The organism is Bradyrhizobium sp., assembly GCF_035935975.1.
In the GTDB taxonomy this organism is placed as follows: Bacteria; Pseudomonadota; Alphaproteobacteria; order Rhizobiales; family Xanthobacteraceae; genus Bradyrhizobium.
In genome coordinates this window covers 23,351-49,178 of sequence record NZ_DASYWN010000062.1, presented here as the reverse complement: position 1 = coordinate 49,178, position 25,828 = coordinate 23,351, and the positions used below count along the sequence as shown (strand labels likewise).

General features: G+C 66.1%; 24 protein-coding genes. 11 read left to right on the top strand and 13 right to left on the bottom strand.

Features of this window, described 5'->3' with window-relative positions:
- Positions 1-51: 51 nt before the first annotated feature.
- From trpS to VGR99_RS38625, 3 genes are all read left to right on the top strand, one after another.
- Complete coding sequence (trpS, locus tag VGR99_RS38635) at positions 52-1,104, top strand: tryptophan--tRNA ligase (protein ID WP_326905190.1); 1,053 nt, start codon at positions 52-54, stop codon at positions 1,102-1,104.
- Between the two features lie 107 nt (positions 1,105-1,211).
- Positions 1,212-1,706: a universal stress protein gene (locus tag VGR99_RS38630; RefSeq protein ID WP_326905189.1), complete on the top strand. Its 495-nt coding sequence runs from the start codon at positions 1,212-1,214 to the stop codon at positions 1,704-1,706.
- A gap of 171 nt (positions 1,707-1,877) precedes the next feature.
- Positions 1,878-2,447, top strand: coding sequence for a NifU family protein (locus tag VGR99_RS38625; protein ID WP_326905188.1), 570 nt, complete (start codon positions 1,878-1,880; stop codon positions 2,445-2,447).
- A gap of 19 nt (positions 2,448-2,466) precedes the next feature.
- Here VGR99_RS38625 and VGR99_RS38620 read toward each other — a convergent pair whose 3' ends face one another.
- The 5 genes from VGR99_RS38620 to VGR99_RS38600 all read right to left on the bottom strand — a co-directional run bounded on the left by VGR99_RS38620 (position 2,467) and on the right by VGR99_RS38600 (position 6,138).
- Positions 2,467-3,420 carry an IS110 family transposase gene (locus VGR99_RS38620; protein WP_326905187.1) on the bottom strand — a complete coding sequence of 318 codons (954 nt, stop codon included), beginning with the start codon at positions 3,418-3,420 and terminating at the stop codon, positions 2,467-2,469.
- Positions 3,421-3,734: 314 nt separating this feature from the next.
- On the bottom strand, positions 3,735-3,926 hold the full coding sequence (locus VGR99_RS38615; RefSeq protein ID WP_326905186.1) for a hypothetical protein: 192 nt from the start codon (positions 3,924-3,926) through the stop codon (positions 3,735-3,737).
- A gap of 105 nt (positions 3,927-4,031) precedes the next feature.
- A complete protein-coding gene (locus VGR99_RS38610; protein ID WP_326905185.1) occupies positions 4,032-4,940 on the bottom strand; it encodes a S49 family peptidase in 909 nt (302 codons plus the stop codon).
- 216 nt (positions 4,941-5,156) lie between these two features.
- Positions 5,157-5,918, bottom strand: a complete 762-nt coding sequence (locus VGR99_RS38605) for a tRNA1(Val) (adenine(37)-N6)-methyltransferase (protein ID WP_326905184.1) — start codon at positions 5,916-5,918, stop codon at positions 5,157-5,159.
- Positions 5,911-6,138: a DUF2007 domain-containing protein gene (locus VGR99_RS38600; protein WP_008131471.1), complete on the bottom strand. Its 228-nt coding sequence runs from the start codon at positions 6,136-6,138 to the stop codon at positions 5,911-5,913. Before VGR99_RS38600 ends, VGR99_RS38605 begins: the two co-directional genes overlap by 8 nt.
- Before the next feature lie 133 nt (positions 6,139-6,271).
- On the opposite strand from VGR99_RS38600, the gene VGR99_RS38595 reads away from it, so the two are divergent.
- From VGR99_RS38595 to VGR99_RS38575, 5 genes are all read left to right on the top strand, one after another.
- On the top strand, positions 6,272-7,279 hold the full coding sequence (locus tag VGR99_RS38595; RefSeq protein WP_326905183.1) for a polyprenyl synthetase family protein: 1,008 nt from the start codon (positions 6,272-6,274) through the stop codon (positions 7,277-7,279).
- A 512-nt stretch (positions 7,280-7,791) separates the two neighbouring features.
- A complete protein-coding gene (locus VGR99_RS38590; protein WP_326905182.1) occupies positions 7,792-8,307 on the top strand; it encodes a helix-turn-helix domain-containing protein in 516 nt (171 codons plus the stop codon).
- Position 8,308: 1 nt separating this feature from the next.
- Positions 8,309-9,571 carry a beta-ketoacyl-ACP synthase II gene (gene fabF / locus VGR99_RS38585; protein ID WP_326905181.1) on the top strand — a complete coding sequence of 421 codons (1,263 nt, stop codon included), beginning with the start codon at positions 8,309-8,311 and terminating at the stop codon, positions 9,569-9,571.
- Positions 9,572-9,615: 44 nt separating this feature from the next.
- Positions 9,616-10,248, top strand: coding sequence for a LysE family translocator (locus tag VGR99_RS38580; RefSeq protein ID WP_326905180.1), 633 nt, complete (start codon positions 9,616-9,618; stop codon positions 10,246-10,248).
- Positions 10,241-11,119: an alpha/beta hydrolase gene (locus VGR99_RS38575; protein ID WP_326905179.1), complete on the top strand. Its 879-nt coding sequence runs from the start codon at positions 10,241-10,243 to the stop codon at positions 11,117-11,119. The genes VGR99_RS38580 and VGR99_RS38575 overlap by 8 nt, the downstream gene beginning before the upstream one ends.
- A gap of 83 nt (positions 11,120-11,202) precedes the next feature.
- On the opposite strand, the gene VGR99_RS38570 is transcribed toward VGR99_RS38575, so the two are convergent.
- Positions 11,203-12,093: a LysR family transcriptional regulator gene (locus VGR99_RS38570; RefSeq protein WP_326905178.1), complete on the bottom strand. Its 891-nt coding sequence runs from the start codon at positions 12,091-12,093 to the stop codon at positions 11,203-11,205.
- Between the two features lie 101 nt (positions 12,094-12,194).
- On the opposite strand from VGR99_RS38570, the gene VGR99_RS38565 reads away from it, so the two are divergent.
- Positions 12,195-13,130, top strand: a complete 936-nt coding sequence (locus VGR99_RS38565) for an AEC family transporter (protein WP_326905177.1) — start codon at positions 12,195-12,197, stop codon at positions 13,128-13,130.
- A 217-nt stretch (positions 13,131-13,347) separates the two neighbouring features.
- Here VGR99_RS38565 and VGR99_RS38560 read toward each other — a convergent pair whose 3' ends face one another.
- The 3 genes from VGR99_RS38560 to VGR99_RS38550 all read right to left on the bottom strand — a co-directional run bounded on the left by VGR99_RS38560 (position 13,348) and on the right by VGR99_RS38550 (position 18,017).
- The gene (locus tag VGR99_RS38560) at positions 13,348-14,232 is read right to left on the bottom strand and encodes a 4-(cytidine 5'-diphospho)-2-C-methyl-D-erythritol kinase (protein WP_326905176.1); all 885 of its coding nucleotides are present in this window, start codon (positions 14,230-14,232) and stop codon (positions 13,348-13,350) included.
- Positions 14,233-14,257: 25 nt separating this feature from the next.
- Complete coding sequence (locus VGR99_RS38555; protein ID WP_326905175.1) at positions 14,258-16,054, bottom strand: tetratricopeptide repeat protein; 1,797 nt, start codon at positions 16,052-16,054, stop codon at positions 14,258-14,260.
- Positions 16,055-16,355: 301 nt separating this feature from the next.
- Complete coding sequence (locus tag VGR99_RS38550; RefSeq protein WP_326905174.1) at positions 16,356-18,017, bottom strand: electron transfer flavoprotein-ubiquinone oxidoreductase; 1,662 nt, start codon at positions 18,015-18,017, stop codon at positions 16,356-16,358.
- A gap of 136 nt (positions 18,018-18,153) precedes the next feature.
- Here VGR99_RS38550 and VGR99_RS38545 point away from each other — a divergent pair, with 136 nt between their 5' ends.
- Positions 18,154-18,960, top strand: a complete 807-nt coding sequence (locus VGR99_RS38545) for a uracil-DNA glycosylase (RefSeq protein WP_326905173.1) — start codon at positions 18,154-18,156, stop codon at positions 18,958-18,960.
- A gap of 153 nt (positions 18,961-19,113) precedes the next feature.
- Here VGR99_RS38545 and VGR99_RS38540 read toward each other — a convergent pair whose 3' ends face one another.
- From VGR99_RS38540 to VGR99_RS38525, 4 genes are all read right to left on the bottom strand, one after another.
- Positions 19,114-20,622 carry a glycosyltransferase family 39 protein gene (locus VGR99_RS38540; protein WP_326905172.1) on the bottom strand — a complete coding sequence of 503 codons (1,509 nt, stop codon included), beginning with the start codon at positions 20,620-20,622 and terminating at the stop codon, positions 19,114-19,116.
- A gap of 99 nt (positions 20,623-20,721) precedes the next feature.
- Entirely contained in the window at positions 20,722-21,507 is a 786-nt protein-coding gene (locus VGR99_RS38535) for a ribonuclease HII (protein ID WP_326905171.1), read from the bottom strand.
- A gap of 73 nt (positions 21,508-21,580) precedes the next feature.
- Positions 21,581-22,036, bottom strand: a complete 456-nt coding sequence (locus tag VGR99_RS38530) for a VOC family protein (protein WP_326905170.1) — start codon at positions 22,034-22,036, stop codon at positions 21,581-21,583.
- 24 nt (positions 22,037-22,060) lie between these two features.
- On the bottom strand, positions 22,061-23,227 hold the full coding sequence (locus tag VGR99_RS38525; protein ID WP_326905169.1) for a PA0069 family radical SAM protein: 1,167 nt from the start codon (positions 23,225-23,227) through the stop codon (positions 22,061-22,063).
- 210 nt (positions 23,228-23,437) lie between these two features.
- Here VGR99_RS38525 and VGR99_RS38520 point away from each other — a divergent pair, with 210 nt between their 5' ends.
- The gene (locus VGR99_RS38520; RefSeq protein WP_326905168.1) at positions 23,438-25,825 is read left to right on the top strand and encodes a phosphoketolase family protein; all 2,388 of its coding nucleotides are present in this window, start codon (positions 23,438-23,440) and stop codon (positions 25,823-25,825) included.
- Positions 25,826-25,828 lie beyond the last annotated feature (3 nt).

Sequence of the window (25,828 nt, the reverse complement as noted above, 5' to 3'; positions counted from 1 at the left end):
GGCAGCGCCGCTGTTGGAAACGACGGCCGCTACCCCTAAGGAAAGCTTGCCATGCCATTCGTTGAACGGGTCTTTTCGGGCGTCCAGCCGACGGGCAATCTGCACCTCGGCAATTATCTCGGCGCGATCGTCAACTTCGTGAAGATGCAGGAAACCCACAACTGCATCTATTGCGTCGTCGACATGCACGCGATCACGCAAGGCGTGGACGTCTGGGGCGGGCCGGTCGAGCTCGCGCGCAACACCCGCGAGGTGACCGCGGCGTTCATCGCCAGCGGCATCGATCCGAAGAAGCACATCGTATTCAACCAGAGCCAGGTCTCGGGCCACGCCGAGCTCGCCTGGATCTTCAACTGCGTCGCGCGCATGGGCTGGCTCGGCCGCATGACCCAGTTCAAGGAGAAGGCCGGCAAGGACCGCGAGAACGCCTCGGTCGGGCTGTTCGACTATCCCGTGCTGATGGCCGCCGACATTCTGCTGTACCGCGCCACCCATGTTCCAGTCGGCGAGGACCAGAAGCAGCATCTCGAGCTCTCGCGCGACATCGCGCAGAAGTTCAACAACGATTTCGCCGACTCCATCCGCGCCCAGGGCGCCAACGACGGCCTGTTCTTCCCGCTGCCGGAACCCCTGATCACGGGACCGGCGACGCGCGTGATGTCCTTGCGCGACGGCACCAAGAAGATGTCGAAGTCGGATGCGTCCGACAATTCGCGCATCAATTTGACCGACGACGCCGACACCATCGCGCAGAAGGTCCGCAAGGCGAAGACCGATCCGGAGCCGCTCCCGTCCGAGGAGAAGGGCCTGGAAGCACGTCCCGAGGCCGACAATCTCGTCGGCATCTTCGCCGCACTGTCCGGCCGCTCCAAGGCCGACGTGCTGCGCGAATTCGGCGGCGGCCAGTTCTCCAGCTTCAAGAACTCGCTGGTCGAGCTGTGCGTCACCAAGCTCGCGCCGATCGCCGGCGAGATGAAGCGCCTGGTCGCCGACCCCGGCCATATCGACGCGATCCTGAACGACGGCTCCGACCGGGCCCGCGCCATCGCCGAAGAGACCATGAACCGCTCGAAGGACATCGTCGGCTTCATCCGCCGGCGCTGATCATCGCACAAGCGAAACCGGCCTGCGCCACGGCGCCGGCCGCTTCTCCCCTCCCCAAGCGTGAGGGAGTGTGGCAGCATGTCTCTCGTGCACATTCCGGGACATGCATGACCAGCAAGCGACTTTGCTTCGAGCCGGGTCACAAGCCCAAATGCCTCGTCATCGTCGATGACACCGCCGAATGGGATCGCGCGGTCTATTACGCCAGCCGCTGGGCGATCCGCGCCGGTGGCGGCGTGGTGTTGCTGCGCATCATCGAGTCCGAGCAGCAGAGCCAGGAATGGCTCGGCGTCGCCGACATCATGCGCGCCGAGGCGCAGGAAGCAGCCGAAGCCGCGCTCGACCGCGCCGCCGGGAGAGCCAACGGCATCGCCGCGATCACGCCGGAACGGGTGATCCGTGAAGGTGACGCGATGGAACAGCTGCTCGCGGTCATCGACGAGGATCCTGATATCGCCACGCTGGTGCTCGCCGCCAATCCCGGCGCGGAAGGGCCCGGACCGCTGGTCAACCTGCTTGCGCATGAACTGGGCACGTTCCCGGTGCCGGTGACGATCATTTCGGGCGCGCTCAGCGACCAGAGCGTGGATTCGCTGTCGTAGGCAGTTGGGTCCTTCGCCTCTGCCCCTCAGGGGAAGGGGAAGATGCGCCTTAACCCGCTGAAATAACAGCGAAACGACCGCCCTTCCCCTTGACCGTGCGTTCCCCGTCGCCATCTGCTAGTGGATAGGACACACGCGCCGGCCTTGAACCGGCGACGTCTGGAGAAAACCATGTTCATTCAAACCGAAGCCACCCCCAATCCCGCCACGCTGAAGTTCATTCCCGGCCGCGTCGTGGTCGACGGCAGCCCGATGGAATTTGCGAGCCGTGAATCAGCCGCACGTTCGCCGCTCGCCGAAAAGCTGTTCGACGTGCCCGGCGTCACCGGCGTGTTCTACGGATCGGATTTCATCACCGTGACCAAGGCGAGCGGTGAATGGCAGCAGCTCAAGCCCGCGATCCTCGGCGCCATCATGGAGCACTACATGTCCGGCGCGCCGCTGCTCGCCGACGGTGCAGCTGCAAGCGATGTCGAGCTCGACGACGAGGACGAGTTCTTCGACGAGTCTGACGCCGAGACGGTCGACATGATCAAGGACCTGATCGAGACGCGCGTGCGGCCGGCGGTCGCCAATGACGGCGGCGACATCACCTTCCGCGGCTTCAAGGACGGGATTGTCTATCTCAACATGAAGGGCGCCTGCTCCGGCTGCCCGTCATCAACCGCAACGCTCCAGCACGGCATTCAGAACCTGCTGAAGCATTTTGTGCCCGACGTGGTCGAAGTCCGGCCGATGTGAGCAGGTGCTGTAGCAACCATTAAACGCCGAGGAGTTTTTCGGTCCACGGCGTGCCTCGTTGCAGGACGGTATTGGCATAGATCAGGAGCTTTCGCGCGCAGGCGATGAGAGCGGCGTTGTGGGCCTTTCCGGCTGCCGTGAGGCGTGCATAGAGGGCCATAACGGCCTTATTCCATCGGAAGGCGGCCGGCAGGGCGGCGGCGAACAACGAGCGTCGCAGACGGGCTCGACCGCCGGCGATGCGGCGCTGGCCTTTGTGTTGTCCGCTGTCATTGTCGAAGGGAGCCAGCCCGGCGAGGGCTGCGGCCTGCTCGCGACTGATACGCCCGAGTTCAGGCATGCGGATCAGGAGGGCCAGCGCGGTGCGCTCACCGATGCCGGGAATGCTGAGCACCAGGTCAAGACGAGCAGCGAGATCGTGGTGAGCGCGCAATTGCTTGGCGATGTTGTGGATCTGGGAGAGCCGGCGTGCCTTCAACCGGGCAATGTCATCCAGCACGAGGCGGCGCAGCCCGGGCTCCGTCATATGCTCCAGACGGGTCTTGAAGCGCTTGATGTCCTCCTCGGCCTGCTCAAGGAAGGTGAGCTGCTCGGCGAGTTCGGCCAGACGCGGGTCCGGCGCGTCCCTGACCTGCTCGAGTGAGGCCGTGAAGGTCGCAATCAGCGCGGCATCCAGCTTGTCGTTCTTGGCGCGCCGCAACCGTGCGCGGCCGAACGCCTTGACCTGGATCGGCTGAAGGACCAGCACGATGAAGCCGGCGGCACGCAGATGCTCCACCACGCCACGCTCGTACCCGCCGGTCGCCTCGATCCCGACCCGCCTCACGCCAGCTTTGGTCAGCAGTTGCGTCAACCTGCGCCAGCCAGGCAGGTCGTTGGCGACCTCCCAACACCCGCTTTGGCCATGGACCGCGATGTCGAGCTTGTCCTTGGACGTATCGATCCCCGCCGTCGTCGTGCTAGTCTTTGCCATCTTCGTCGACCCTGCCTTGTGAAGCGAACCTAATTGTTCCGGCAACCATCCGGGTCCGATGAAGCTGCTGGCGCGATCCTGCTACGGGGCAGCCACAAACTGCTCAGGGTGGGCGCGATCCGATCGCCAGCGGCCTGCCGCGGTCGCAGCTGCGGCAGGCCATTCCTCTCGGAATGCACCGACAATATCTGATTGCGCTATTACAAGGGTGGGCAAAAGCGCATCGCGCCGTGCCCACCATCTTTCCCGGATTACGGCGCGGTGGTGGGCACGCTTTGCTTTGCCCACCTACGGCACCTATCGAGTTGAGAGCGCTAGCCCGGACGATAAGCTCCGGTCACGGGGTCACGCTTCAGCGTCTGGATATCCCCCATGCGGGCGGCCTCGGCGACGCGCGACAGGCGCATCTCCTCCAGCTCGTGGTTGATCCGGACAGCGGTCTTGTAGGCCCAGCGGACCACGGCAAGCCCGCCCAGCACGCCCGCAAAAGCGACGAACGGCGGCATCTGTCGATCCTTGTCTAGTGCTCAGCCCCCACGTGCATATTCGCGCAGTCCGGGCCGCACCGCAATTGGCTCAGTCCGGACCAAATGGCGCGGGATGGGTTTCGCCTAGAACCCGAATTTCGCCCAAATCGCCCGCGTCTCGACCGCCGAGATCAGATCGTCCGGCAGGCCGGCCATTGATTCCATGGCCGAAAGCTGCCCCGCGCCCGGCGCTTTCCGGCCGAGAAGGCCGGAGAGCAGGCCGGTCGGCTGGGCAATCACGGGGGTGAGAACCTTCTCGCCATAGCGGGCACGAAGAGTTGAGCGGAGATCGCCGATGCTGTCGGCAAGCCCGAGTGCGATCGAGCTCTCGCCGGCCCAGTATTCTCCGGTGAACAGCGTGTCGTCGCTGCCCTTCAGCCGCGCGCCGCGGCTCTCCTTCACCAGCGAAATGAAGATCTGGTGGATCTCGCGCTGGATCGTCTTGAGCTTGGCGACGTCATCCGGGTTTTCCGGGAGGAACGGATCGAGCATCGCCTTGTGCGTGCCGGCGGTGTAGAGGCGCCGCTCGATGCCGAGGCGCTTGATCGCCTCCTGGAAACCGAAGCTGCCGCCGACCACGCCGATCGAGCCGAGGATCGAAGAGGGATCGCAGATGATCTCGTCGCCGGCGCAGGCGATCATGTAGCCGCCGGAGGCCGCGACGTCCTCGACGAAGACGAGCACCGGCAGCTTCTTCTCCGCCGCGAGCTGCTTGATGCGCAGGTAGATCTGGCGCGACTGCACCGGCGAGCCGCCGGGCGAGTTGATCACCAGCGCCACCGCCTTGGCGTTCCGGTACGAAAACGCGCGCTCCAGCACCCGTGCAACGCCGGCCAGCGACATGCCCGGGCGCAGCGGCGTCACCGCGCCGATCACGCCCGACAGCCGCACCACCGGCACCACCGCCGCGCCGGGGCGGAAGCGCGCCGGCAGATAGCTCATAAGCTTGTCGGCCAGGCCGGAACTCTCTCGATCGTTCAATTGTTCGGCCATGCCGTTACCTCTGGTTAAGCATTTCTTATCACGCGAGTGTCATTGAAAGTGCCTGGAACGTGTTTTGCAGTTTGCCCGTTGGGAAGCTGCAATAAGGCAGCGGAGGAAACGCGATGAAGATTTACCTGCTGATGCTGCTGATGTGCGCGCTTTTCACGGCGATTCGCTTCACATCCGCGCAAGAGCAGCAGTCGGAATCGCTTCCGCAGTGAGCCGTCACGGCTCAGCCAGCGGCAACACCGCCCTCCCCTCCAGAATCTCTGTCACCTCTTTTTTAGGCACACGTGACTCCTCGTTCAGCATGAGGGCCGGCAGCAATCGCGTCGGCGCCCGGCCGCCCTTGACCGCGCGCACCAGCACGCGGATCGCTGGCCGTCCTGCTTCGCCATGAACGGGCAGGATGACAAGGCTGCCGAAGCCGCGTGACAGCGCTGCCAGGACGTCCGCGATCCCATCTGCACGCCAGATCAAGGTCAGCGCGCCATTCGATCGGAGGATGCGCCGCGCTGCATGCACCCACGCATGCAGTGTCTCCTCCGTCGCCACATGCGCGGTGTGGCGGGACTGATCCGGCGAGCCGCGATGGCGGGCGGGGTCGTTGAAGGGCGGGTTCGTCAGCACCACGTCGACGCTGTCAGGCGCAAAGCCACAGGCCGCAAACGCCTGCGCATCGGCCGTGACGTCGAGCACGATCGCCTCGGCGGCAATTCCATTCGCCGCCGCGTTGGCGCGCGCGAGCTCCGCCAGTTCCGGATCGATCTCGACCAGGCTCAGCCCGATACCGGCGACGCGCCGGGCAAGCGCCAGCCCGGCCGTGCCGATGCCGGCGCCGAGATCGACCACCCGGTCGCCCGCCTGCGCCTGCGTTGCCGCCGCCAGCAAAATGGCATCGTGCCCGGCGCGATGGCCGGAGCGCCGCTGCTTCAGCCGCAATTGCCCGCCGAGAAAGGCGTCCTCGGTGAGGTCGGCCTCAATCATCGCCGCGCAGTTCGTGGCTGAGGCCGGCCTCGGTCAGGAGCGCCCGCGCCTCCTGGGCATCGTCCTCATGGACCAGGATTCGCCGCGGCAGGATGCCCAGCGAGCCCTCGATGATGCTCATGTTCTGGTCCAGCACCAGATGATGGATGTTGGCGCCGTCGAGCAGCGCGCCGATCGCCGACACCAGAACCATATCGTTGGTCCGAACCAGTTCACGCAAAACGCAGGTCTCCTGCCTGAAGGGGGCTAAAGCGGCAAATGTCAATGGTTCCACGGGCCTTGCCGCATGCGCCGCCAGTTTCTATTGTATTTCCATCAGAATAGCCCTTCCGGGGCAAATATTGGAGACCGGCGTGGCCGTCATCGTACCTTTCGAAACTCCCGGCGCGTCGATCGAAGAGCTGGTTGCCCTTGTCGCCCCTGACATGGAGCGCGTCAACGCCACCATCCTGTCGCGCACCGGCTCCGACGTCACCATGATCCCGGAAGTGGCCAACCATCTGATCTCCTCCGGCGGCAAGCGTCTGCGGCCGATGCTGACGCTCGCCATGGCCAACCTCGCCGGCTACACCGGCGACGGCCACATCAAGCTAGCGGCTAGCGTCGAGTTCATGCATACCGCGACCCTGCTCCACGACGACGTCGTCGACGAGAGCGAGATGCGCCGCGGTAAGCTGTCGGCGCGCATGCTCTGGGGCAATGAGGCGAGCGTGCTGGTCGGCGACTTCCTGCTGGGACAGGCGTTCCGCATGATGGTCGAGGTCGGCTCGCTGCGCGCGCTCGACATCCTGTCCGCCGCCGCCGCCACCATCGCCGAGGGCGAGGTGATGCAGCTTGCCGCCGCCAAGAACACCGCGACCACCGAGGACGAATATCTCGCCGTGATCCGCGGCAAGACCGCCGAGCTGTTCGCAGCGGCTTGCGAGGTCGGCCCCGTCATCGCCAACCGTCCGAAGGCCGAGCAGACCGCCTGCCGCTCGGTCGGCATGAATCTCGGCATCGCCTTCCAGCTCGTCGACGACGTGCTCGACTATGGCGGCAAGAGCGCCAAGCTCGGCAAGAACACCGGCGACGATTTCCGCGAGGGCAAGATCACCCTGCCCGTCGTGCTCGCCTTCCGCCGCGGCAACGACACCGAGCGCGCGTTCTGGATCAAGGCGCTCGAGCGCGGCGAGATCGGCGACACCGATCTCGATCACGCCATCGGCCTAATGAACAAGCACCGCACGCTGGAAGACACGCTCAGCCGCGCCCAGCACTACGGCGCCATGGCTGTGGACGCACTGGCGCTGTTCCCGTCCTCGCCGATGAAGAGCGCGCTGGAGCAGGTGGTGGCGTTCTGCCTGGCAAGGTCGCATTGAGCGACAGCGCCAACACTTCTATCGCTTCCGCACCACCATTGGCCCCGTCGTCCTGACGCGCGAGGCATGGGACGCAACGCGTCCCATGGGGAGCCTCGAAGGATGCACGGCCGAGCTGCACCCGGGCCGTTCGCCCTTCGAGGCTCGCTCCGCTCGCGCCTCAGGGTGACGGCGATAGATTTGCGCGCGCTGCTCCTTCTCGTGTCCCGGACGCGCTGCAGCGTGAAACGCTGCTGCGCAGAGCCGGGACCCACGCGACACCCAGCGATCAGCAATGTGGGCCCCGGCTCTGCAGCGCACCGCTGAAGGAGCGCTGCGCTGCGTCCGGGGCACGAGAGTGGCTATCCGGCGGCAGCCACGCGGGGCACCCACCGCAAGACCAAACATCACATCGTCGCTCGCTTTCCTCTCCACCGAACCACCACCATCTTCTCACCATACCTTCCACCCACACAAGCCGAGGATCGGTCAGTGACTTGCATTTTGCAAGTAACTGACCTACCTTCCACCGCATGCAGCCCAAATCCCCATCCATGCTGGAATGCCCGGTCGGCCGCGCCGTGGAGACGGTCGGGGAATGGTGGAGCATTTTGATCCTGCGGGATGCGCTTCAGGGCGCAACCAGGTTCGACGAGTTCCAGCAAAGCCTCGGGATCGCACCGAACATCCTATCGCGGCGGCTCGCCCATCTCACCGAGAGCGGCATGTTCGTCCGCCGCCGCTATCAAGAACGCCCGCCTCGCTACGAATATGTGCTGACGGACAAGGCACGGGATTTCTTTCCCGTGATCGCGACGCTGCTGGCCTGGGGCAACAAGCATCTCGCCCCCAAAGGCGAATCGATCGTTCTGGCGAACCGCAAGGATAGTCGCCCGTTCGCTCCGATCGTGGTCGACGCCGCCGACATGCAGCCGATCACCCTCGCCAATGCGGTCGTCATCGCAGGCCCCCGCGCCAGCCGCGGCATGCGCGCGCGGCTCACCTCGCTCAAAGCCATGAACCCGGCCGTCGCGCCGGCCGGAGACTGACATGCGTCGTATCGTCGTGACTGGCATGGGCGCGGTGTCGCCGCTCGGCTGCGGTGTCGAATTGTCGTGGCGCCGGCTGCTGGCCGGCCAAAGCGGGCTGCGCCCCCTGCCCGAATGGGCGCAGACGCTGCCGGCGCGCATCGCCGGCCTCGTGCCGGACAAGGCCGATGACTCCGAGGGCGGCTTCGATCCCGCGCAGGCTGCTGCGCCAAAAGACCAGCGCAAGATGGACCGCTTCATCCTGTTCGCGCTGCTCGCCACCGCGGAGGCGGTCGCGCAGGCCAAATGGATGCCACAGGACGCCGCGGCACTGGAGCGAACCGCGACCATCATCGCCTCCGGCGTCGGCGGCTTCCCGGCGATGGCGGAAGCCGTGCGCATCACCGAGCAGCGCGGCGCGCGCCGGCTCTCGCCGTTCACGATCCCCTCGTTCCTCGCCAATCTCGCTGCCGGCCACGTCTCGATCAAATACGGCTACAAGGGCGCGCTGGGCACGCCGGTCACGGCCTGCGCCGCCGGCGTGCAGGCGATCGGCGATGCCGCGCGCATGATCCGCGCCGGCGAGGCCGATGTCGCGATCTGCGGCGGCGCGGAAGCCTGCATCGACATCGTCAGCCTCGGCGGCTTTGCAGCAGCCCGCGCGCTGTCGAGCTCCTTCAACGACAACCCCGCGCGCGCCTCGCGCCCGTTCGATCGCGACCGCGAGGGATTTGTCATGGGCGAAGGCGCCGGCATCCTCGTGATCGAGGATCTCGAGCATGCGCTGGCGCGCGGCGCGACGCCGATCGCGGAGATCATCGGCTATGGCACGACGGCGGACGCCTATCACATGACGTCAGGCCCACCCGACGGCGACGGCGCCCGCCGCGCGATGGAGATCGCGCTCCGGCAGGCCAAGCTTGATCCCGCGGAACTGCAGCACCTCAACGCGCATGCGACCTCGACGCCGGCCGGCGACGAGAGCGAGCTTGGGGCCATCGCCGCGCTGTTCGGCCGCAATCGCGGCATCGCGGTCAGCGCCACCAAATCGGCCACCGGCCATCTGCTCGGCGCCGCCGGCGGGCTGGAGGCGATCTTCACCATCCTCGCCTTGCGCGACCAGATCGCGCCACCGACGCTCAATCTCGAAAACCCGGATGCGGGCGCCGACGGTATCGACATCGTCGCCGGTAGCGCGCTGCCGATGCCGATGCTCAACGCCATCTCCAACGGCTTTGGCTTCGGCGGTGTGAACGCCAGCGCGATCTTCCGCCGCATGGGCTAAACGACGGGCCTTGCAATCGTGGCACGCTGCGCTACGAAAACAGGATGATCGACACGAATTTCTGGCTGTTCCTGGCTGCTGCCTGTCTCATCGCCGCCGTTCCCGGGCCCGGCATTTTCTACGTCGCGGCACGAACCTTCTCCGAGGGACGCGCCAGCGGCTTTGCCTCGACCGCCGGCACGGCGCTGGGCGGACTGGTTCATGTCGTCGCGGGCAGCCTCGGCATCTCCGCGATCATCCTGGCCAGCGCGGAGCTGTTCGCCGCGGTCAAATTCGTCGGCGCGCTCTATCTGGTCTGGCTCGGCATCAAGACCTTTCGCAGCGCCGGCCGCGCGCTGTCGCTGGAGAGCGAAGCCGTCGGCGACAAGCGCGCGTTTCGTGACGGCGTGCTGGTCGAGGCGCTGAACCCGAAGACCGCGGCGTTCTTCCTCGCCTTCATTCCGCAGTTCCTCGACCCCGCGGGATCGAGCCCGACGCTGCAGTTCATCATGCTGGGTGCGATCTCGGTGACGCTGAACACGCTCGCCGATGTCGTCGTCGTGCTGATGGCCTCCGCGACGCGCACGCAATTGATCGGGCGGCCGCACCTGATGCGGCGCCTCACCCAGGGTTCCGGCGTCTTCATCGCCGGCCTCGGCCTCTCGCTCGCACTGGCGCGGCGGCCGGCCAATGGCTAGCCCCCCGCAAGACCGCTTCTATGAATCGCACGGCCTGCGGCTGCACTACGCCGATTGGGGCAACGAGAATGCACCGGTTGCCATCCTGGTTCACGGCGGCCGCGATCATTGCCGGAGCTGGGACGTCATCGCCCGCTCGCTGCAGCCGCATTTCCACGTGGTCGCGCCCGATCTGCGCGGCCATGGCGATTCCGACTGGACCAAGGGCGGCAGCTACGCGCTGACCGAGTATGTCTACGACCTCGCCCAGCTCGTCCGCAGCCTCGGCGCGCCTCAGGTCACGCTCATCGGTCATTCCATGGGCGGCATGGTGAGCCTGATCTTTACCGGATCCTTCCCCGAGCTGGTCACAAAGCTGGTGGTGCTCGACGGCGTGACGATGCTGCCGGATTCGCCGAAGCCTCCGGTGCATGAGCGCATCGGCAAATGGGTCGGCCAGCTCGACAAGCTGCACGACCGCACGCCGCGCCGCTATGCGACCCTCGAAGCTGCGGCGGCGCAGATGGTGCTGCACAACAAGCGCCTGTCCCGCGACCTCGCGCTGCATCTCGCCACCCACGGCGCGCGGCAGAACGAGGACGGCACCTATAGCTGGAAGTTCGATCCCTATCAGCGCACCAGCGCGCCGCACCGGCTCTGGCCGGACGACCACGTCGCATTGTGGTCGCGCATCACCTGCCCGACGCTGCTGCTCAATGCCGGCGAAAGCTTTCTGGCCGGCGCGAGGGGGGCAAGCCTGCAGCGATATTTCCCGCAGGCGCGCATCGAGACCATCGCCGGGGCGGGACACTGGCTGCAGCATGACAAGCCGCAAGAGGTGCTGGGAGAGATCCGATCGTTTCTCGGGCTTGCCGAAGAAAGCAACGTCTAGCTCAACTGCCGTAGCCCGCATGAGCGTAGCGACATGCGGGACGGCGCGAGGAAGAATCCCGGATATCGCTTCGCTCATCCGGGCTACGGATCGTCGCTAATATCGCTGCGCGCTTCCGCCAGAAATGGCGCCAACGCCGGATTGAGATTGCCCGGCCGCCAAGCGACCACGTGCTCGATGATCGGCGCATCTTCGAGATCGCAGAACGCCAGGTTCGCAATTCCGAGCTTTGCCATCGACTGCGGCACCAGAGCGATCCCGAGATTCTCCGTGACGAGGCTTACGATGGTCTGCTGCAGCTCGACCTCGAGCCTGAACGTCGGCTCGAACCCGCCCGAGCGGCAATAGCTCACGATCGACTGGCGTAGTTTCGGTGCCACTTCGGCTGGTGCTGCAATGAAGGCTTCGCCACTGAGCTGTCCCGCTGCGATCGTCGTCTTCGAGGCGAGCGGATGGCTGGCGTGGACCGCAAGGCTGAGCGGTTCGCGAAAGATGACCTGGGTGGCCAGACCGCGCACGGGACCGGGATCGAACAGAATCGCCGCATCGAAGCGCCCGGTCAGCACCGCGTCGCCCAGGATCGCGGGGATCACCTCGCGCAGCTCGACACGCACGCCCGGATGGCTCGCCATGTAGCGCCGCATCAGGCCCGGCAGGACCGTATAGGCCGCGTGCATCATGAAGCCGACGGAGAGTTCGCCGAGCTCCCCGCGCTCCGCCATGCGTGCGTTCTGGCACGCCTGGTCGAAACTGATCAGCACCGCCCGTGCGTCCTCCAGGAAGCGCCGGCCGGCGGGAGTCAGCGTCGTGCGGCGCGATTGGCGGTCGAACAGGCGGACCCCAAGGTCCTTCTCCAGGGTCGCGATCTGCCGGCTGAGCGGGGGCTGGCTGATGTGGAGGCGCTCGGCGGCGCGGCCGAAATGCAGCGTCTCGGCCACAGCCACGAAGTAGCGCATCTGTCGGATGTCGATCATATTTATACCGAAAAGGTATGGAGCATCGCAGCAATCAGTATTGGATGATATCAATCCGTTTGGATAGGCCTAATTCGCCCTTCCAAGACTAGGCGTTCCCAATGCTCTCCACCCTTGCGGCCGTTCTCCCCATTTTCGCGCTCATCTTCGCCGGCTGGCTCGCCCGGCGGATCGGCGTCCTCGGTCCGCACGCGTCAGGCGAGCTGAACCGCTTCGTCGTCTATCTCGCGCTTCCGGCCCTGCTGTTCGACATCGTCGCGCATGCGCAATGGGCCGAGGTCTGGCAGCCGCGCTTCATCGCCGCCTTCGGCATCGGCGCGGCGCTGGTGTTCTGCCTGACCATCGCCGTTCGGCTGCGCAGCCCGCGACATCTCGCCGACGCCGCGATCGACGCCCTGAATGCAGGCTATGCCAATACCGGCTTCGTCGGCTTCCCCCTGGCCCTCGCCGCACTCGGGCGCGAGGCTCTGGCGCCGACGCTGATCGCAACGATCATCACGGTCTGCGTGCTATTCGCGATCGCCATCGTCCTGATCGAGACCGGGCTGCAAACCGAGAAGCGGCGCAGGCACCTCGTCACCAAGGTCGGCGGCTCGCTGATCCGTAATCCCCTGCTCGTCGCTCCCGCCGCGGCCGCGATCGTGCCGATCGCCGGTCTCAGCGTGCCCGATGCCGCCGAGAGTTTTCTCAAGCTCCTCGGTGGCGCAGCTTCACCATGTGCGCTGGTCGCGCTCGGCCTGTTCCTCGCGACCAGGCGCGAGAGCTCCGAAACGCATGTCGGATCGGCGGCGCTGCTCGTGAGCTTCAAGCTCGTGCTTCAGCCAGCTGTCACCTGGGTGATGGCAACCGCCGTGTTCGGCCTCTCACCGCTGCTCACGCACACGGCGGTGCTGCTGGCCGCGCTTCCGACCGGTACGGGTCCGTTCATGCTGGCGGAGTTCTACAAGCGCGAGGCGGCGATGACGTCGAACGTCATTCTGGCGTCGACGGTCACGTCGATCCTGACCATCAGCGGATATCTCGCGCTGGCCAAGTGAGCTGGCAAAGTGATCGTGGATCGTACGGTGGGCAAAGCGAAGCGTGCCCACCACTTTCAATGCGTGACGTCGATGCATGGTGGGCACGGCGCTATCGCGCCCCACCCTACGGCAGTCTCGTAGCCCGTATGAGCGCAGCGACATGCGGGAAGCGCGAGGAAGAATCCCGGATATCGCTTCGCTCATCCGGGCTACGGCACCGTATTCGCGGAAAGACCTAGCTCAACGTCCCCGCATGCACCCACCAGCCGGGGTGATCGCGCCGGATCCTTTCGGCGGCAGCATGGGCCTCGGTGGGCGCGCCGTAGATCGCAAAGCAGGTCGCGCCGGAGCCGGACATGCGGGCGAGCTTGACGCCGGCGGAGTCGCGAAGAGCGTCCAGCACCTCGCCGATCACGGGCTCGATCCGCAGCGCAGGCGCTTCGAGATCGTTGGCGACGGTTTCGAGAACCTCGACCCAGTCGGCAATCGACCCGCCCTCCTCCGGCCACGCGGGCGCGTCGAGGACAGCGGTGGCGCCGACCAGCAGCTCGCCGTTGCGCAGGCCCAGTTCCTGGAACACGTCCTTGGTGGCGACAGGCACGCGCGGATTGACCATCACGCAGGGCATGGTCGGCAGTGCGAGCGGCAGCAATTGCTCGCCGACGCCGGTCATGTCGCAGGCGCGCGAGAACAGGCACACCGGCACGTCAGCGCCGGTCGCGAGCGCGACCTTCTGAAGCCTGGGATCATCGAGCGACAGATTGTTGAGACGCGCCAGCAGCCGCAGCGCCGCCGCGGCATCCGCCGAACCGCCGCCGATGCCGGCGGCAACCGGAAGCACCTTGTCGAGCGCGAAGGCGCCCAGCTTCAGGTTCGGCACGGCTTCGGCCAGGAGCTTGGCGGCCTTGAACACGAGATTGTCGGAGGTCTCGCCACAGGCCGCGGCGAGCGGCCCCGTGGTGGCGAGCTTCAGCTCGCCGCCCGGCTCCAGCGTGAGCCGGTCGGCGCAATCCGCAAACGCGACCACGCTTTCGAGATCATGATAGCCGTCGGCACGACGGCCCACCACGCGAAGGCTCAGATTGACCTTCGCGCGCCCTTCCTCAATCAACGCCGGCATTGGCGATCTACCCCCAAACGCACTCTCAACCGCCCTTGCCGTCGTCCTTCTTCTTGTCCGCCTGCGCGGCCGAAGAGTTCGAATTGTCGTCGGTCATGCCGTTGGCGATCTTGGCCTCGATCTTCGGAAGCTCTTCCGGCTCGGGCTTGAGATCGCGCGCATGCGCCCACTGGAACTTGGCTTCCAGCGTGCGGCCGACGCGCCAATAGGCATCGCCGAGGTGATCGTTGATGGTGGGATCCTCGGGCTTGAGGTCGATCGCGCGCTCGAGGTTCTTCACCGCCTCTTCGTAATTGCCGATGCGGTAATAGGCCCAGCCGAGGGAGTCGACGATGTAGCCGTCGTCGGGACGCTGCTCGACGGCACGCTTGATCATCTTCATGCCTTCGTCGAGGTTCACGCCCTGGTCGATCCAGGAATAGCCGAGATAGTTGAGGACGTGTGGCTGGTCGGGCTGCAGCTCGAGCGCCTTCTTCATGTCGGCTTCGGCCTTGCTCCACTGCTTGGAGCGCTCCTCGCAGATGCCGCGATAATAGTACCAGACGCTGTTGGCCTTGTCGTTGCCGGCCGGCAGCACCTCGATGCCCTGCGAATAGGTCGCGCCGCAATCGCCGAATCGCTTGCGGCCGCGCTCGATGTTGCCGAGCGCCATGATGGCTTCGAGATCCTTGGAATCCTCTGACGTCACGCCCTTGAGGATCTTGATCGCCTCGTCGGTGCGGTCAGCGGAGTCGAGGTCGATGGCGAGCTGGATCTGCGCGTTGCGCTTCAGCGGCGAGGTCGCCGGCACGCGCTCATAGACCTTGATCGCCATCTGCGGCCGCTTCACCGATTCATAGAGATCGGCGAGCGAGAGCAGCGCCAGCGGATGGGTCGGCTGCAAATAGAGCGAGAGCTGGAGATAGACCAGCGCCAGATCCTCGCCGCCGCGGCGGGTCAGCGTGGCGCCGATGCCGTAGAGCGCCTCGGCCGCGCCGGCTTGCGCGGAATCGACCAGCGGCGGCAGCTTCTTGCCGGCCTTGGTGTCGCGCAGGCCTTCCACGATCAGCGGATGACGGGCGAGCTTCTTGTCGAACGCCTGATAGACGGTGGTCGCGGCGGCCGCATCCTTGTTGCGCGACAGCCAGCGCGCATAGGCCTCGGTGACGCGCAGCATGGAATCGTCGAGCTTGTAGGCGCGCTCGAAGCGGGTCCCGGCGTCCTTCTCCTTGCCGGAGAGCTCGAGGATCATGCCGGCATGGAGATCTTTGAACAGCGGATACCATTCCGGACCTGCCAGCTTGTCGATGGTGGCGACGCCGCCCTTGGCGTCGCCGGCGCCATAGGCGGCCCAGCCCGACAGCAGCGTGGCGACGAGATCAGTGATCGGACCGCGGATCGACTGGTTGATGTTGCTCTGCGCGGACGCGTACTTCTTCGTCTTGAGATCGTGCACGCCGACGACAAGGCGCGCGACGCGGTTGGTCTTGTCGATGGTGAGAATGCGCTCGGCGAGCTTGACCGCCTCGTCGATGTCACCGTCGGCGACCGAGGAGATGAAGGCGCGGTCGAGCAGCTCATTGTTCTTGGGGTCGGTGCGCAGGGCCGAGCGGTAGAATGCTGCAGCCGAGGCCGCGTCGCGCTCGACGCTGGCGTGGCGGGCGGCGAGATAGCTGCCGGCGGTGGTGAGCGACTTCAGATCGTTTCGGGTCGGAAACTGCGCCGCCGTGTCGGACGGATGGTCCGGCGTCTGCGCCAGGACCGCGCCGGGGACCGTCGCGATCGCGGTGCCCACGAGGGCGATGGCGGCAACAGTCCAGCGGTTGAAACGATTTGAGAACATCAGGGCTCGCCTTGAGTTGGTAGTGCCTGGGTTTGCAGCAGAAGGCCGCCTCGCATGCGAACGCGACCGGTGGCATCGACCCGGAACCGTCGGGCCGACAATGCCGGTTTTGGCGCTTCACCGCAAGGATTCGGGCATGCGATCCCCTGCGCACGCCCCAAATCGGCCGACAACGCCCCAAGACGCTGCCAGTATGGCCTTATCGTGGCCGGGGGCCCTCACCGCAGCCCTGTTCTCACGCGAACGTGCGTCACAATGCCGGGGCACGTCACATTGGCCCCGGCCTGATCCAACTTCCGGTTTACATCGCCTCGTAGTTCGGGCCACCGCCGCCTTCCGGGGGAACCCAGGTGATGTTGCCGTTGGGGTCCTTCACGTCGCAGGTTTTGCAGTGGACGCAATTCTGGGCGTTGATCTGGTAACGCGGGCTCGAGCCCTCCTCGACCCACTCATAGACGCCGGCCGGGCAGTAGCGATTCGAGGGACCGGCGAACACGTCGTGCTCGGAGGTCTTCTGCAGGTTCATGTCGGCCACCTTCAGATGGACCGGCTGGTCCTCTTCATGGTTGGTGTTGGACAGGAACACCGAGGACAGCTTGTCGAAGGAGATCTTGCCGTCCGGCTTCGGGTAGTTCTTCGGCGCGTGCTGCTTGGCCGGATCGAGCGTCTTCCGGTCGGGCTTGGCGTGCGACAGCGTGCCGAACAGCGAGATGCCGAACAGCTGATTGGTCCACATGTCGATCGCGCCGAGGGGCACGCCGATGAAGGTGCCGAACTTCGACCACAGCGGCTTGACGTTGCGGATCCTGAAGAGGTCCTTGCCGACCGCGGAATCGCGCCAGGCGTTCTCGTAGGCGACGACCTCGTCATTGGCGCGGCCTTCGGCGAGCGCGGCGGCGACATGCTCGGCGGCAAGCATGCCGGTGCCCATCGCGTTGTGCACGCCCTTGATGCGGGGAACGTTGACGAAGCCTGCGGCGCAGCCGACCAGCGCGCCGCCCGGGAAGGTCAGGCGCGGCACCGACTGGTAGCCGCCTTCAGTGATGGCGCGCGCGCCATAGGCCAGACGCTTGCCGCCTTCGAACACGTCGCGGATCGAGGGATGGGTCTTGAAGCGCTGGAACTCGTCGAACGGCGACAGATAGGGATCGTCGTAGTTCAGGTGCACGACGAATCCGACCGCGACGCGGTTGTCGTCGTAATGATAGAGGAACGAGCCGCCGCCGGTCGAATTGTTGAGCGGCCAGCCGAACGAGTGCTGGATCAGGCCTTTCTTGTGCTTGGCCGGATCGATCTGCCAGACTTCCTTCAGGCCGATGCCGAACTTCGGCGGCTCGCTCTTGGCGTCCAGCGCGAACTTCGCGATCAACTGCTTCGACAGCGAGCCGCGCGCGCCTTCGGCAAACAGCGTGTACTTGCCGAGCAACTCCATACCGCGGGTGTAGGAATCCTTGTGCGTGCCGTCCCTGGCGATGCCCATGTCGCCGGTCGCGATGCCGCGCACCGCACCGTTCTCGTCATAGAGCACTTCGGTCGCGGCGAAGCCCGGGTAGATCTCGACGCCGAGCGCTTCCGCCTTCGGCGCAAGCCAGCGGCAGACATTGCCGAGCGAGCCGATGTAGCAGTGATGATTGTCCATCAGCGACGGCATCGCGAAGCCCGGCAGCTTGATGCGGTTGTCGCCGAACATCCAGTAGAAGTGGTCGTCCTTGACCTGCGTCTTCAGCGGACAGTCGGGATCCTCGCGCCAGTCGGGGATCAGCTTGTCGAGCGAGATCGGATCGATCACCGCGCCGGACAGGATGTGCGCACCGACCTCGGAGCCCTTCTCCACGACGACAATGTTGAGATCGGCGTTGATCTGCTTCAGCCGGATCGCCGCGGCCAGGCCCGAGGGGCCGGCGCCGACGATGACGACGTCGAATTCCATGGATTCGCGCGGGGGAAGTTCTTCGGTGCTCATCTGATCTCAGCCCTTGAGACGGTTCCTTGTCATTTGCGCTCCCTTGTTTCCGATTTTTCCGGGTAGGACAACCACGGAAATGCGTTCCGGTGGGATGCAAGGCGCCTTAAGATGAACTAATAGTCTGACTTTCCGAATGATCCCAGAGCCCGCACCCACCGTCCGAGAGCTTCTCGCCTTCTATCTGGAGGCCGGGGTCGACTGCGCGCTCGCGGAGGAACCGATCGACCGCCTGGCGGAATTGGACGCGCCGCCCCCGGCCCCGCGCGCGGCTCCGCCGGTCGAGGCGCCGCGGCCAGTCGCCGCGCCCGCGGTGATGCGCGGCGAGGCCGCACCTGCGCCCGACATCGCCATCGCCTCTGCGCGCGAGGCGGCGCGCACCGCGCCGACGCTCGAGGCGCTACGCGAGCTGATGCAGAGCTTCGAGGGGTGCGCGCTGAAACACACCGCGACGCGGCTGGTGTTCGCCGACGGCAATCCGCAGGCGCGCATCATGTTCGTCGGCGAGGCGCCGGGCCGCGACGAGGACATCGAGGGACTGCCCTTCGTCGGCCGCAGCGGCAAGCTGCTCGATCTGATGATCGGCGCGATCGGGCTCAACCGCACCACCGCCTATATCGCCAACGTCATTCCGTGGCGTCCGCCCGGCAACCGCACGCCGACGCCGCAGGAGACGCAGATCTGCCTGCCCTTCATCCAGCGCCAGATCGAGCTGGTGAATCCCGACGTGCTGGTGACGCTCGGCAATCCCTCGACGCAGACGCTGCTCTCGACCCGCGAAGGCATCATGCGCACGCGCGGGCGCTGGTTCGAATACGAGACCGGGCAGCGCACCATCCGCGCACTACCGACCTTTCACCCGGCGTATCTGCTGCGCTCGCCGTCGTACAAGCGGCTGGCCTGGCAGGATCTGCGCGCGATCGCGAAGGTGCTGGCGGGGTAATGCGCTCGTGTCCCGGACGCGATGCAGCGCGATAGCGCTGCTTCGCAGAGCCGGGACCCAGAAAGCAACACAGCACGATGCGGCGAAATGGGCCCCGGCTCTGCAGCGCACCGCCAAAGAGGCGCTGCGCCGCGTCCGGGGCACGAGACCTACCTACATCCCCTTCGGCCGCACGATGGCCCAGCCGATGCGCAGCAGTTGCTGACGTCCCATCACCAGCCATTCGAAGGCGCGCGGCACTTCCGGCACGATGCCGGGGAAGCGCGCCAGGATTTCCGGCGGCGGGGTGCCGGCGGTGTCGGAAGCGCGCCAGACCACGACGCCGCCGGTCTCGCTGAACCTGGCCTGGCTCATCCATGGGGTGCGCGCGGGCTGGGCGTCCATGAAGAGATGCGGCCGGCCGGAATGCAGCGTGATCAGGCTCGCAATCTCCGTCTCGCCGGCCACCGCGCGCAGGCGGTGATTGGTGCGGCGGGCAAAGCTTTCGTCGAAGAAATCCGAGATCGCGCGCGCCGGCATCGAGGTCGCGATCTCGTTGGCGCCGGTCCAGGGCAGGAACAGCACGGCAAGCACGACGCCGAGCGCGGGCGCCACGACGGCGGCGGCCCACACCGTGCGCAGCATGCGCGCGCGGCGCATCGCGATGAGGTCGCCGGCCGTCACCACCACGGCAAGTCCGGACAATACCAGCACGACACCGGCACCGCCGACGACGGCATCGAGCCCGAGCACGCCCGAGATCAGCACCGCACCGAGCGCCGGCGCCAGCGCGAAGAAATAGACGAAGTTGCGCGCGAGCGGCTCGACCGGCGGGCGGTAGATGATCGGCGCCTCCTCGCCCTTGGCGATGAACAGGCCGGTGTTGAGGAAGGTCAGCGCGGGGATCGCGGCCGCACCGAGCACGAGGCCGCCGAGCAGCCAGGCCGCATGGATCGCGCGGGCGTTCAGCTCCTCGACTTGCGGCAAGGTCGGCAGCACCAGCGTCTCGGCGCGCATCAGCCAGACCGCATAGGGCATCGCCAGCACTGCGACGACGATCAGCGCGAACAGCGGATCGAGCGCGCGCAGCGTACGGCGGCCGCCGGCGGTCGAGACGGCGAAGATCACGAGCAGCAGGAGGAGGAAGATCGCCGCCGGCGTGGTGAGCAGCAACAGGCCCGCCTCGATCGACCAGGCGAACCAGGCATTGCCGCGGCGCTGGCCGATGATCTGCCAGGAGTGCAGCAGCAGCAGCGCCCAGAGCGGCCGCGCCAGCACCAGCGGGCCGAAGTCGAGCGCGGGCGAGGAGAAGGCCAGCACCGTCATGGTCAGGAGCACGGCCAGCACCGCCTGCTGCGAGCCGACCACGGCGCGGGAGAGATGATAGAGCGCGATGAAGGTCGCGATCTCGCAGAGCTGGGCGAGCACGTAGACGCCGAACATGTGACCGCCGGCGGCGCGATAGGCGATGTCGGCGAGCCAGATCGGCAAGGGCGGGCCGAGATCCGTCCCGACCTGGTATTCCCTGCCGAAGGCCAGCAGGGTCGCCAGCGTGCCGGGCGGGCTGCGGTAGAACACCAGTGCCACGAACAGCCACATCGCCGCCTGGAGTAGCACGACGATCCATACGATCAGCCGCGGCCGGGCGCGAATGAGCTCGATGACCAGGGAGGTAAACCGCATTCAACGCCCGAAAGATGCAGCCAACCCGTCCAGCCGGCCCTATTCGCTCACATCCATTTTGATAATGGGCGCCACGCGATGTGGCAACGACAGTCTGCGCTAGAGACCCGCTGAAGCATCGATTTCAACGCTGGTCTCCACCTGCACCTCGACTTGGGCGACCTCGAACAGATCCTGCACCGGCTCGACGGTCCAGGGCATGTGCTTGGCGCGGGCAGCCGCAACGGGGGCGAAGAAGCTGCGGTGGTGGATGGTGGGGCCGAGGCGGTCGAGCGCGGCGAGGTGCTCGGGCACGCCGTAGCCCTTGTGCTGCTCGAAGCCGTAGCCCGGGCAGTCCTGCGCCAGCGCGCACATCAGCCGGTCGCGCGTCACCTTGGCGACGATGGAGGCGGCCGCGATCGACAGCACGATACCGTCGCCGCCGATCACGGCCTCGCAGTCGCACGCCGTGTCGAGCCGGTCGCGGCCGTCGACGAAGACATGGCGGGGCGCCTCGGGCAGCGCCACCACGGCGCGCTTCAGCGCCCATAGCGAGGCGCGCAGGATGTTGTCACGATCGATTCGCGCAGGCGAGGCCACGGCCACCGAGACCTGCGCGGTGGCGCAGATCTTGTCGAACAGTTTTTCGCGCTCTTCAGCTGTCAGGCGCTTGGAATCGTCGATGCCGCGCGGGATGCGGTCGGGAGCGAGAATCACCGCGGCCGCCACCACCGGGCCGGCGAGCGGGCCACGGCCGGCCTCGTCGCAGCCCGCGACCGGCCAGACCCCGCGCTTGATCAGCGCCCGCTCGCGGCGGAAACTCGCCTTCACCGGCGCAGCTCTCTTCGCGGCGGCTTTCTTTGGCGCGTCGTTGGCCGGCTTTTTGGCGGACTTGTCCCGAATCATGGCCGGGATCGTGCGCAAGCCGCCTCGCCCGCGCAACCGGGAACCCCTGATAATTCCCGTTATTCAGGCCGCCCTACTCCGCCAGATGCACCCGCCGGTCGTCGCCGACATCGATGCCGGGCGCGACCACGACCTCCCAGGGATAGCCGTCGGGATCGGCGAAATAGCCGGAATAGCCGCCGTAATCGGTCTCGTGCGCGGCCTTCAGCAGCTTCGCGCCCTTGCCGAGTGCGAAGGCCAGCACCGCATCGACCTCCTCGCGTGTCCGGCAGTTCCAGGCGAGCGTGATGCCGCGGAAGGCCGATGGCCTCGGATCGTCGGGCAACTTGGCGTCGGCCGCGAGCAGATCCCAAGGATAAAGGGCGAGCACCGGACCGCCGGTATCATAAAACGCAACCGCCTCTCCGGTCGCCTTCAGCCGGCGCGCAAAACCGAGCGCGTCGTAGAAGGCGATGCTGGCCCTGATGTCGCTGACGCCGAGCGTGATGACGGTGAGCCTCGGCACAGGCCCCCGCAATTCCTTACTCATGCTACGCCTCTTCCATTTCGTCTCTCAGAACAGGCTGAGCTGCTCGCCGTTCTGCTTCGGCCGCGCAAAGTGATCCGTGGTCAGCTTCGAGCGGCGCTTGTTCAGGCCGAGCCTGTCGCAGGCAATCTCGAAGCGACGGCCGATGGTCCAGGCCATCGGTCCGGTGCCCTTCATCCGCTCGCCCCATTTGGCGTCGTAGTCGCGGCCGCCGCGCATGTCGCGGATCAGCGTGAAGACGTGGCGATAGCGGTCCGGATAGTTCGCCATCAGCCATTCGCGAAAGAGATCGCGCACCTCCAGCGGCAGCCGCAGCAGCACGTAGGAGGCCTCCTTGACGCCGGCATGGGCGGCGGCGTCAAGAATGCGCTCGATCTCGGAATCGTTCAGCGCGGGGATCACAGGCGCGACCATCACGGTGGTCGGAATGCCGGCGTCCGAAAGCTGCTTCAGCGCCTCGAGCCGCTTCGGCGGCGTCGCGGCCCGCGGTTCCATGGTGCGCGCGAGCTTCGGGTCGAGCGAGGTGACCGAGATCCCGACCTTGGCGAGGTTGCGCTTGGCCATCCGCGCGAGAATGTCGATGTCGCGCACCACCAGCGCGGACTTGGTGACGATGCCGACGGGATGGCCGGTACGCTCCAGCACCTCCAGAATGCCGCGCATGATTTTGCGCTCGCGCTCGATCGGCTGATAGGGATCGGTGTTGGTGCCGATCGCGATCATCCGCGGCTCGTAGCCGGCGGCCGCAAGCTCCTTCTCGAGCAGCGCGGGCGCCTCGGGCTTCACGAACAGCTTCGACTCGAAATCGAGCCCCGGCGACAGGCCGAGATAGGCATGGGTCGGCCGCGCGAAGCAGTAGACGCAGCCGTGCTCGCAGCCGCGATAGGGATTGATCGAGCGATCGAAGCCGATGTCGGGGGAATCGTTCCGCGTGATCACCTTGCGCGAGGTGTCGACCGCGACCGTCGTCTTGAACGGCGGCAGCTCTTCCAGGCTCTGCCAGCCATCGTCGAAGGCGACGCGTGCCTCGGCCTCATAGCGGCCGCTGGCGTTGGACTGCGCGCCCCGGCCTCGCCTGCGGGCGCGGTCGATGGCGACGCCAAGCTCGGGAAAGTCAGAGTCCGCACCCGCCGGCTCGGAGGGCGCCTTGACCGGCGGGTGCTTGAGAGCATGAGAGGATGCTGCTGGACTCATGCAGCCAAGATAGCACGTGAAAGGAACAAATCAAGAACACAAACAAAAAACGTGAAAACAACCCCATGCACAGTAGCGCTGCCCAAACTTCGCGCGCCGACTTTTGACCTCACGCAACACCGCGTGAGCCTGATCCCGTTTGATGCGGCCGACGGATCGATCTCGCCGGAACTCGGTTGATGACGATCCCGGGTGAAGGTCGGCAGGAACATGACAAATCAACAACAATCGGCCGTGGCGAGCAACGACCTCGATCTCCTCGATCGCTACTGGCGCGCGGCGAACTATCTCTCCGTCGGGCAAATCTATCTCCTGGACAATCCGCTGTTGCGCGAGCCGCTGCGGCCCGAGCACATCAAGCCGCGTTTGCTCGGCCATTGGGGCACGACGCCCGGCCTGAACTTCATTTATGCCCACCTCAACCGCGTCATCCGCGCGCTCGATGTCAGCGTGCTCTATGTCTGTGGTCCCGGCCATGGCGGCCCGGGCATGGTCGCGAACACTTATCTCGAAGGCAGCTACAGCGAGATCTATCCGAACATCCCGCGCGATGCGGACGGATTGCGAAAACTATTCAGACAGTTCTCCTTCCCCGGCGGGATTCCGAGCCACGCCGCGCCGGAAACACCGGGCTCGATCCACGAGGGCGGCGAACTCGGCTACGCGCTGGTGCATGCCTATGGCGCGGCGTTCGACAATCCCGACCTGATCGTCGCCTGCGTCGTCGGCGACGGCGAGGCCGAGACCGGACCGCTGGCGGCGTCCTGGCACTCCAACAAGTTCCTCAATCCCGCCCATGACGGCGCGGTGCTGCCCATCCTGCATCTCAACGGCTACAAGATCGCCAACCCGACCGTGCTCGGGCGGATGCCCGACAGCGAGATCCGCGATCTCTTCCGCGGGTTTGGCCACGAGCCGCTGTTCGTCGAAGGTGACGATCCCGGATTGATGCACCAGGCCATGGCGGACGCGTTCGATGTCGCGTTCGCCAGCATCCGCTCGATCCAGCAGCACGCCCGCGACGGCCGCAAGGCAGTCGAGCGGCCGCGCTGGCCGATGATCGTGCTGCGCAGCCCGAAGGGCTGGACCGGCCCGAAGGAGGTCGACGGCAAGAAGGTCGAAGGCTTCTGGCGCGCGCATCAGGTTCCCGTTGCGAGCTGCCGCGAGAACCCGGCGCATCTGAAAATCCTCGAAGACTGGATGCGCAGCTACGAGCCGGAAAAGCTGTTCGACAAGGACGGCGCGCTCATTCCCGAGCTTCAGGCGCTGGCGCCCGACGGCATCCGCCGCATGGGCGCCAATCCGCACGCCAATGGCGGGGTGCTGAAGAAGGAGCTGAAGCTGCCGGACTTCCGCAGTTTCGCGGTCGACGTGCCGCAACCCGGCGGCGTCACCGGCGAGGCAACGCGCGAGCTCGGCAAATTCTTGCGCGACGTCATCCGCCTCAACGCCGGGGAGCGCAATTTCCGCATCATGGGCCCGGACGAGACCGCATCAAACCGGCTGGACGCAGTGTTCGAGGAGACCGAACGGGTCTGGATGGAGCCGATCGAACCTTACGACGTGCATCTCGCGCAGGACGGCCGCGTGATGGAGGTCTTGAGCGAGCATCTCTGCCAGGGCTGGCTCGAGGGCTACCTGCTCACCGGACGGCACGGTTTCTTCTCCTGCTACGAGGCTTTCATCCACATCGTGGATTCCATGTTCAACCAGCACGCCAAGTGGCTGAAGGTGACGCGGCATCTGCCGTGGCGGCGCCCGATCGCCTCGCTCAACTATCTCCTGACCTCGCATGTCTGGCGCCAGGACCATAACGGCTTCAGCCATCAGGATCCGGGCTTCGTCGACCTCGTCGCCAACAAGAAGGCCGACATCGTCCGCATCTATTTCCCGCCGGATGCCAACACCCTGCTGTGGATCGCCGATCACTGCCTGCGCACGTACAATCGCATCAACGTCATCGTCGCCGGCAAGCAGCCGGCGCCGCAATGGCTGTCGATGCAGGAGGCCGCCACGCATTGCGATGCCGGCATCGGCATCTGGACCTGGGCCGGCAACGAGGACGCGAATGGCGAGCCCGATGTCGTGATGGCCTGCGCCGGCGACGTGCCGACACTGGAGACTCTCGCCGCCGTCGACCTGCTCCGCAAGGCGCTGCCGGACCTCAAGATCCGCGTCGTCAACGTCGTCGACCTCATGACGCTGCAACCGAGCGAACAGCATCCGCACGGCCTGTCCGACCGCGACTTCGACAGCCTGTTCACATCCGACAAGCCCGTAATCTTCGCCTATCACGGCTATCCCTACCTCATCCACCGCCTCACCTATAACCGCACCAACCATGCCGGCATGCATGTGCGCGGCTTTGCCGAGGAAGGCACCACGACGACGCCGTTCGACATGGTCGTGCTCAACGAGCTCGACCGCTATCACCTCGCGATCGAGGCGATCGAGCGCGTGCCGGGGCTTGCGACCAAGGCCGCGCAGGTCAAGCAGCAGTTCCGCGACAAGCTGATCGAGCATTCCCGTTACGTGCGCGAGCACGGCGAGGACATGCCGGAAATTCGCGACTGGGTCTGGCCAGGCAAGACGGGCTGACGT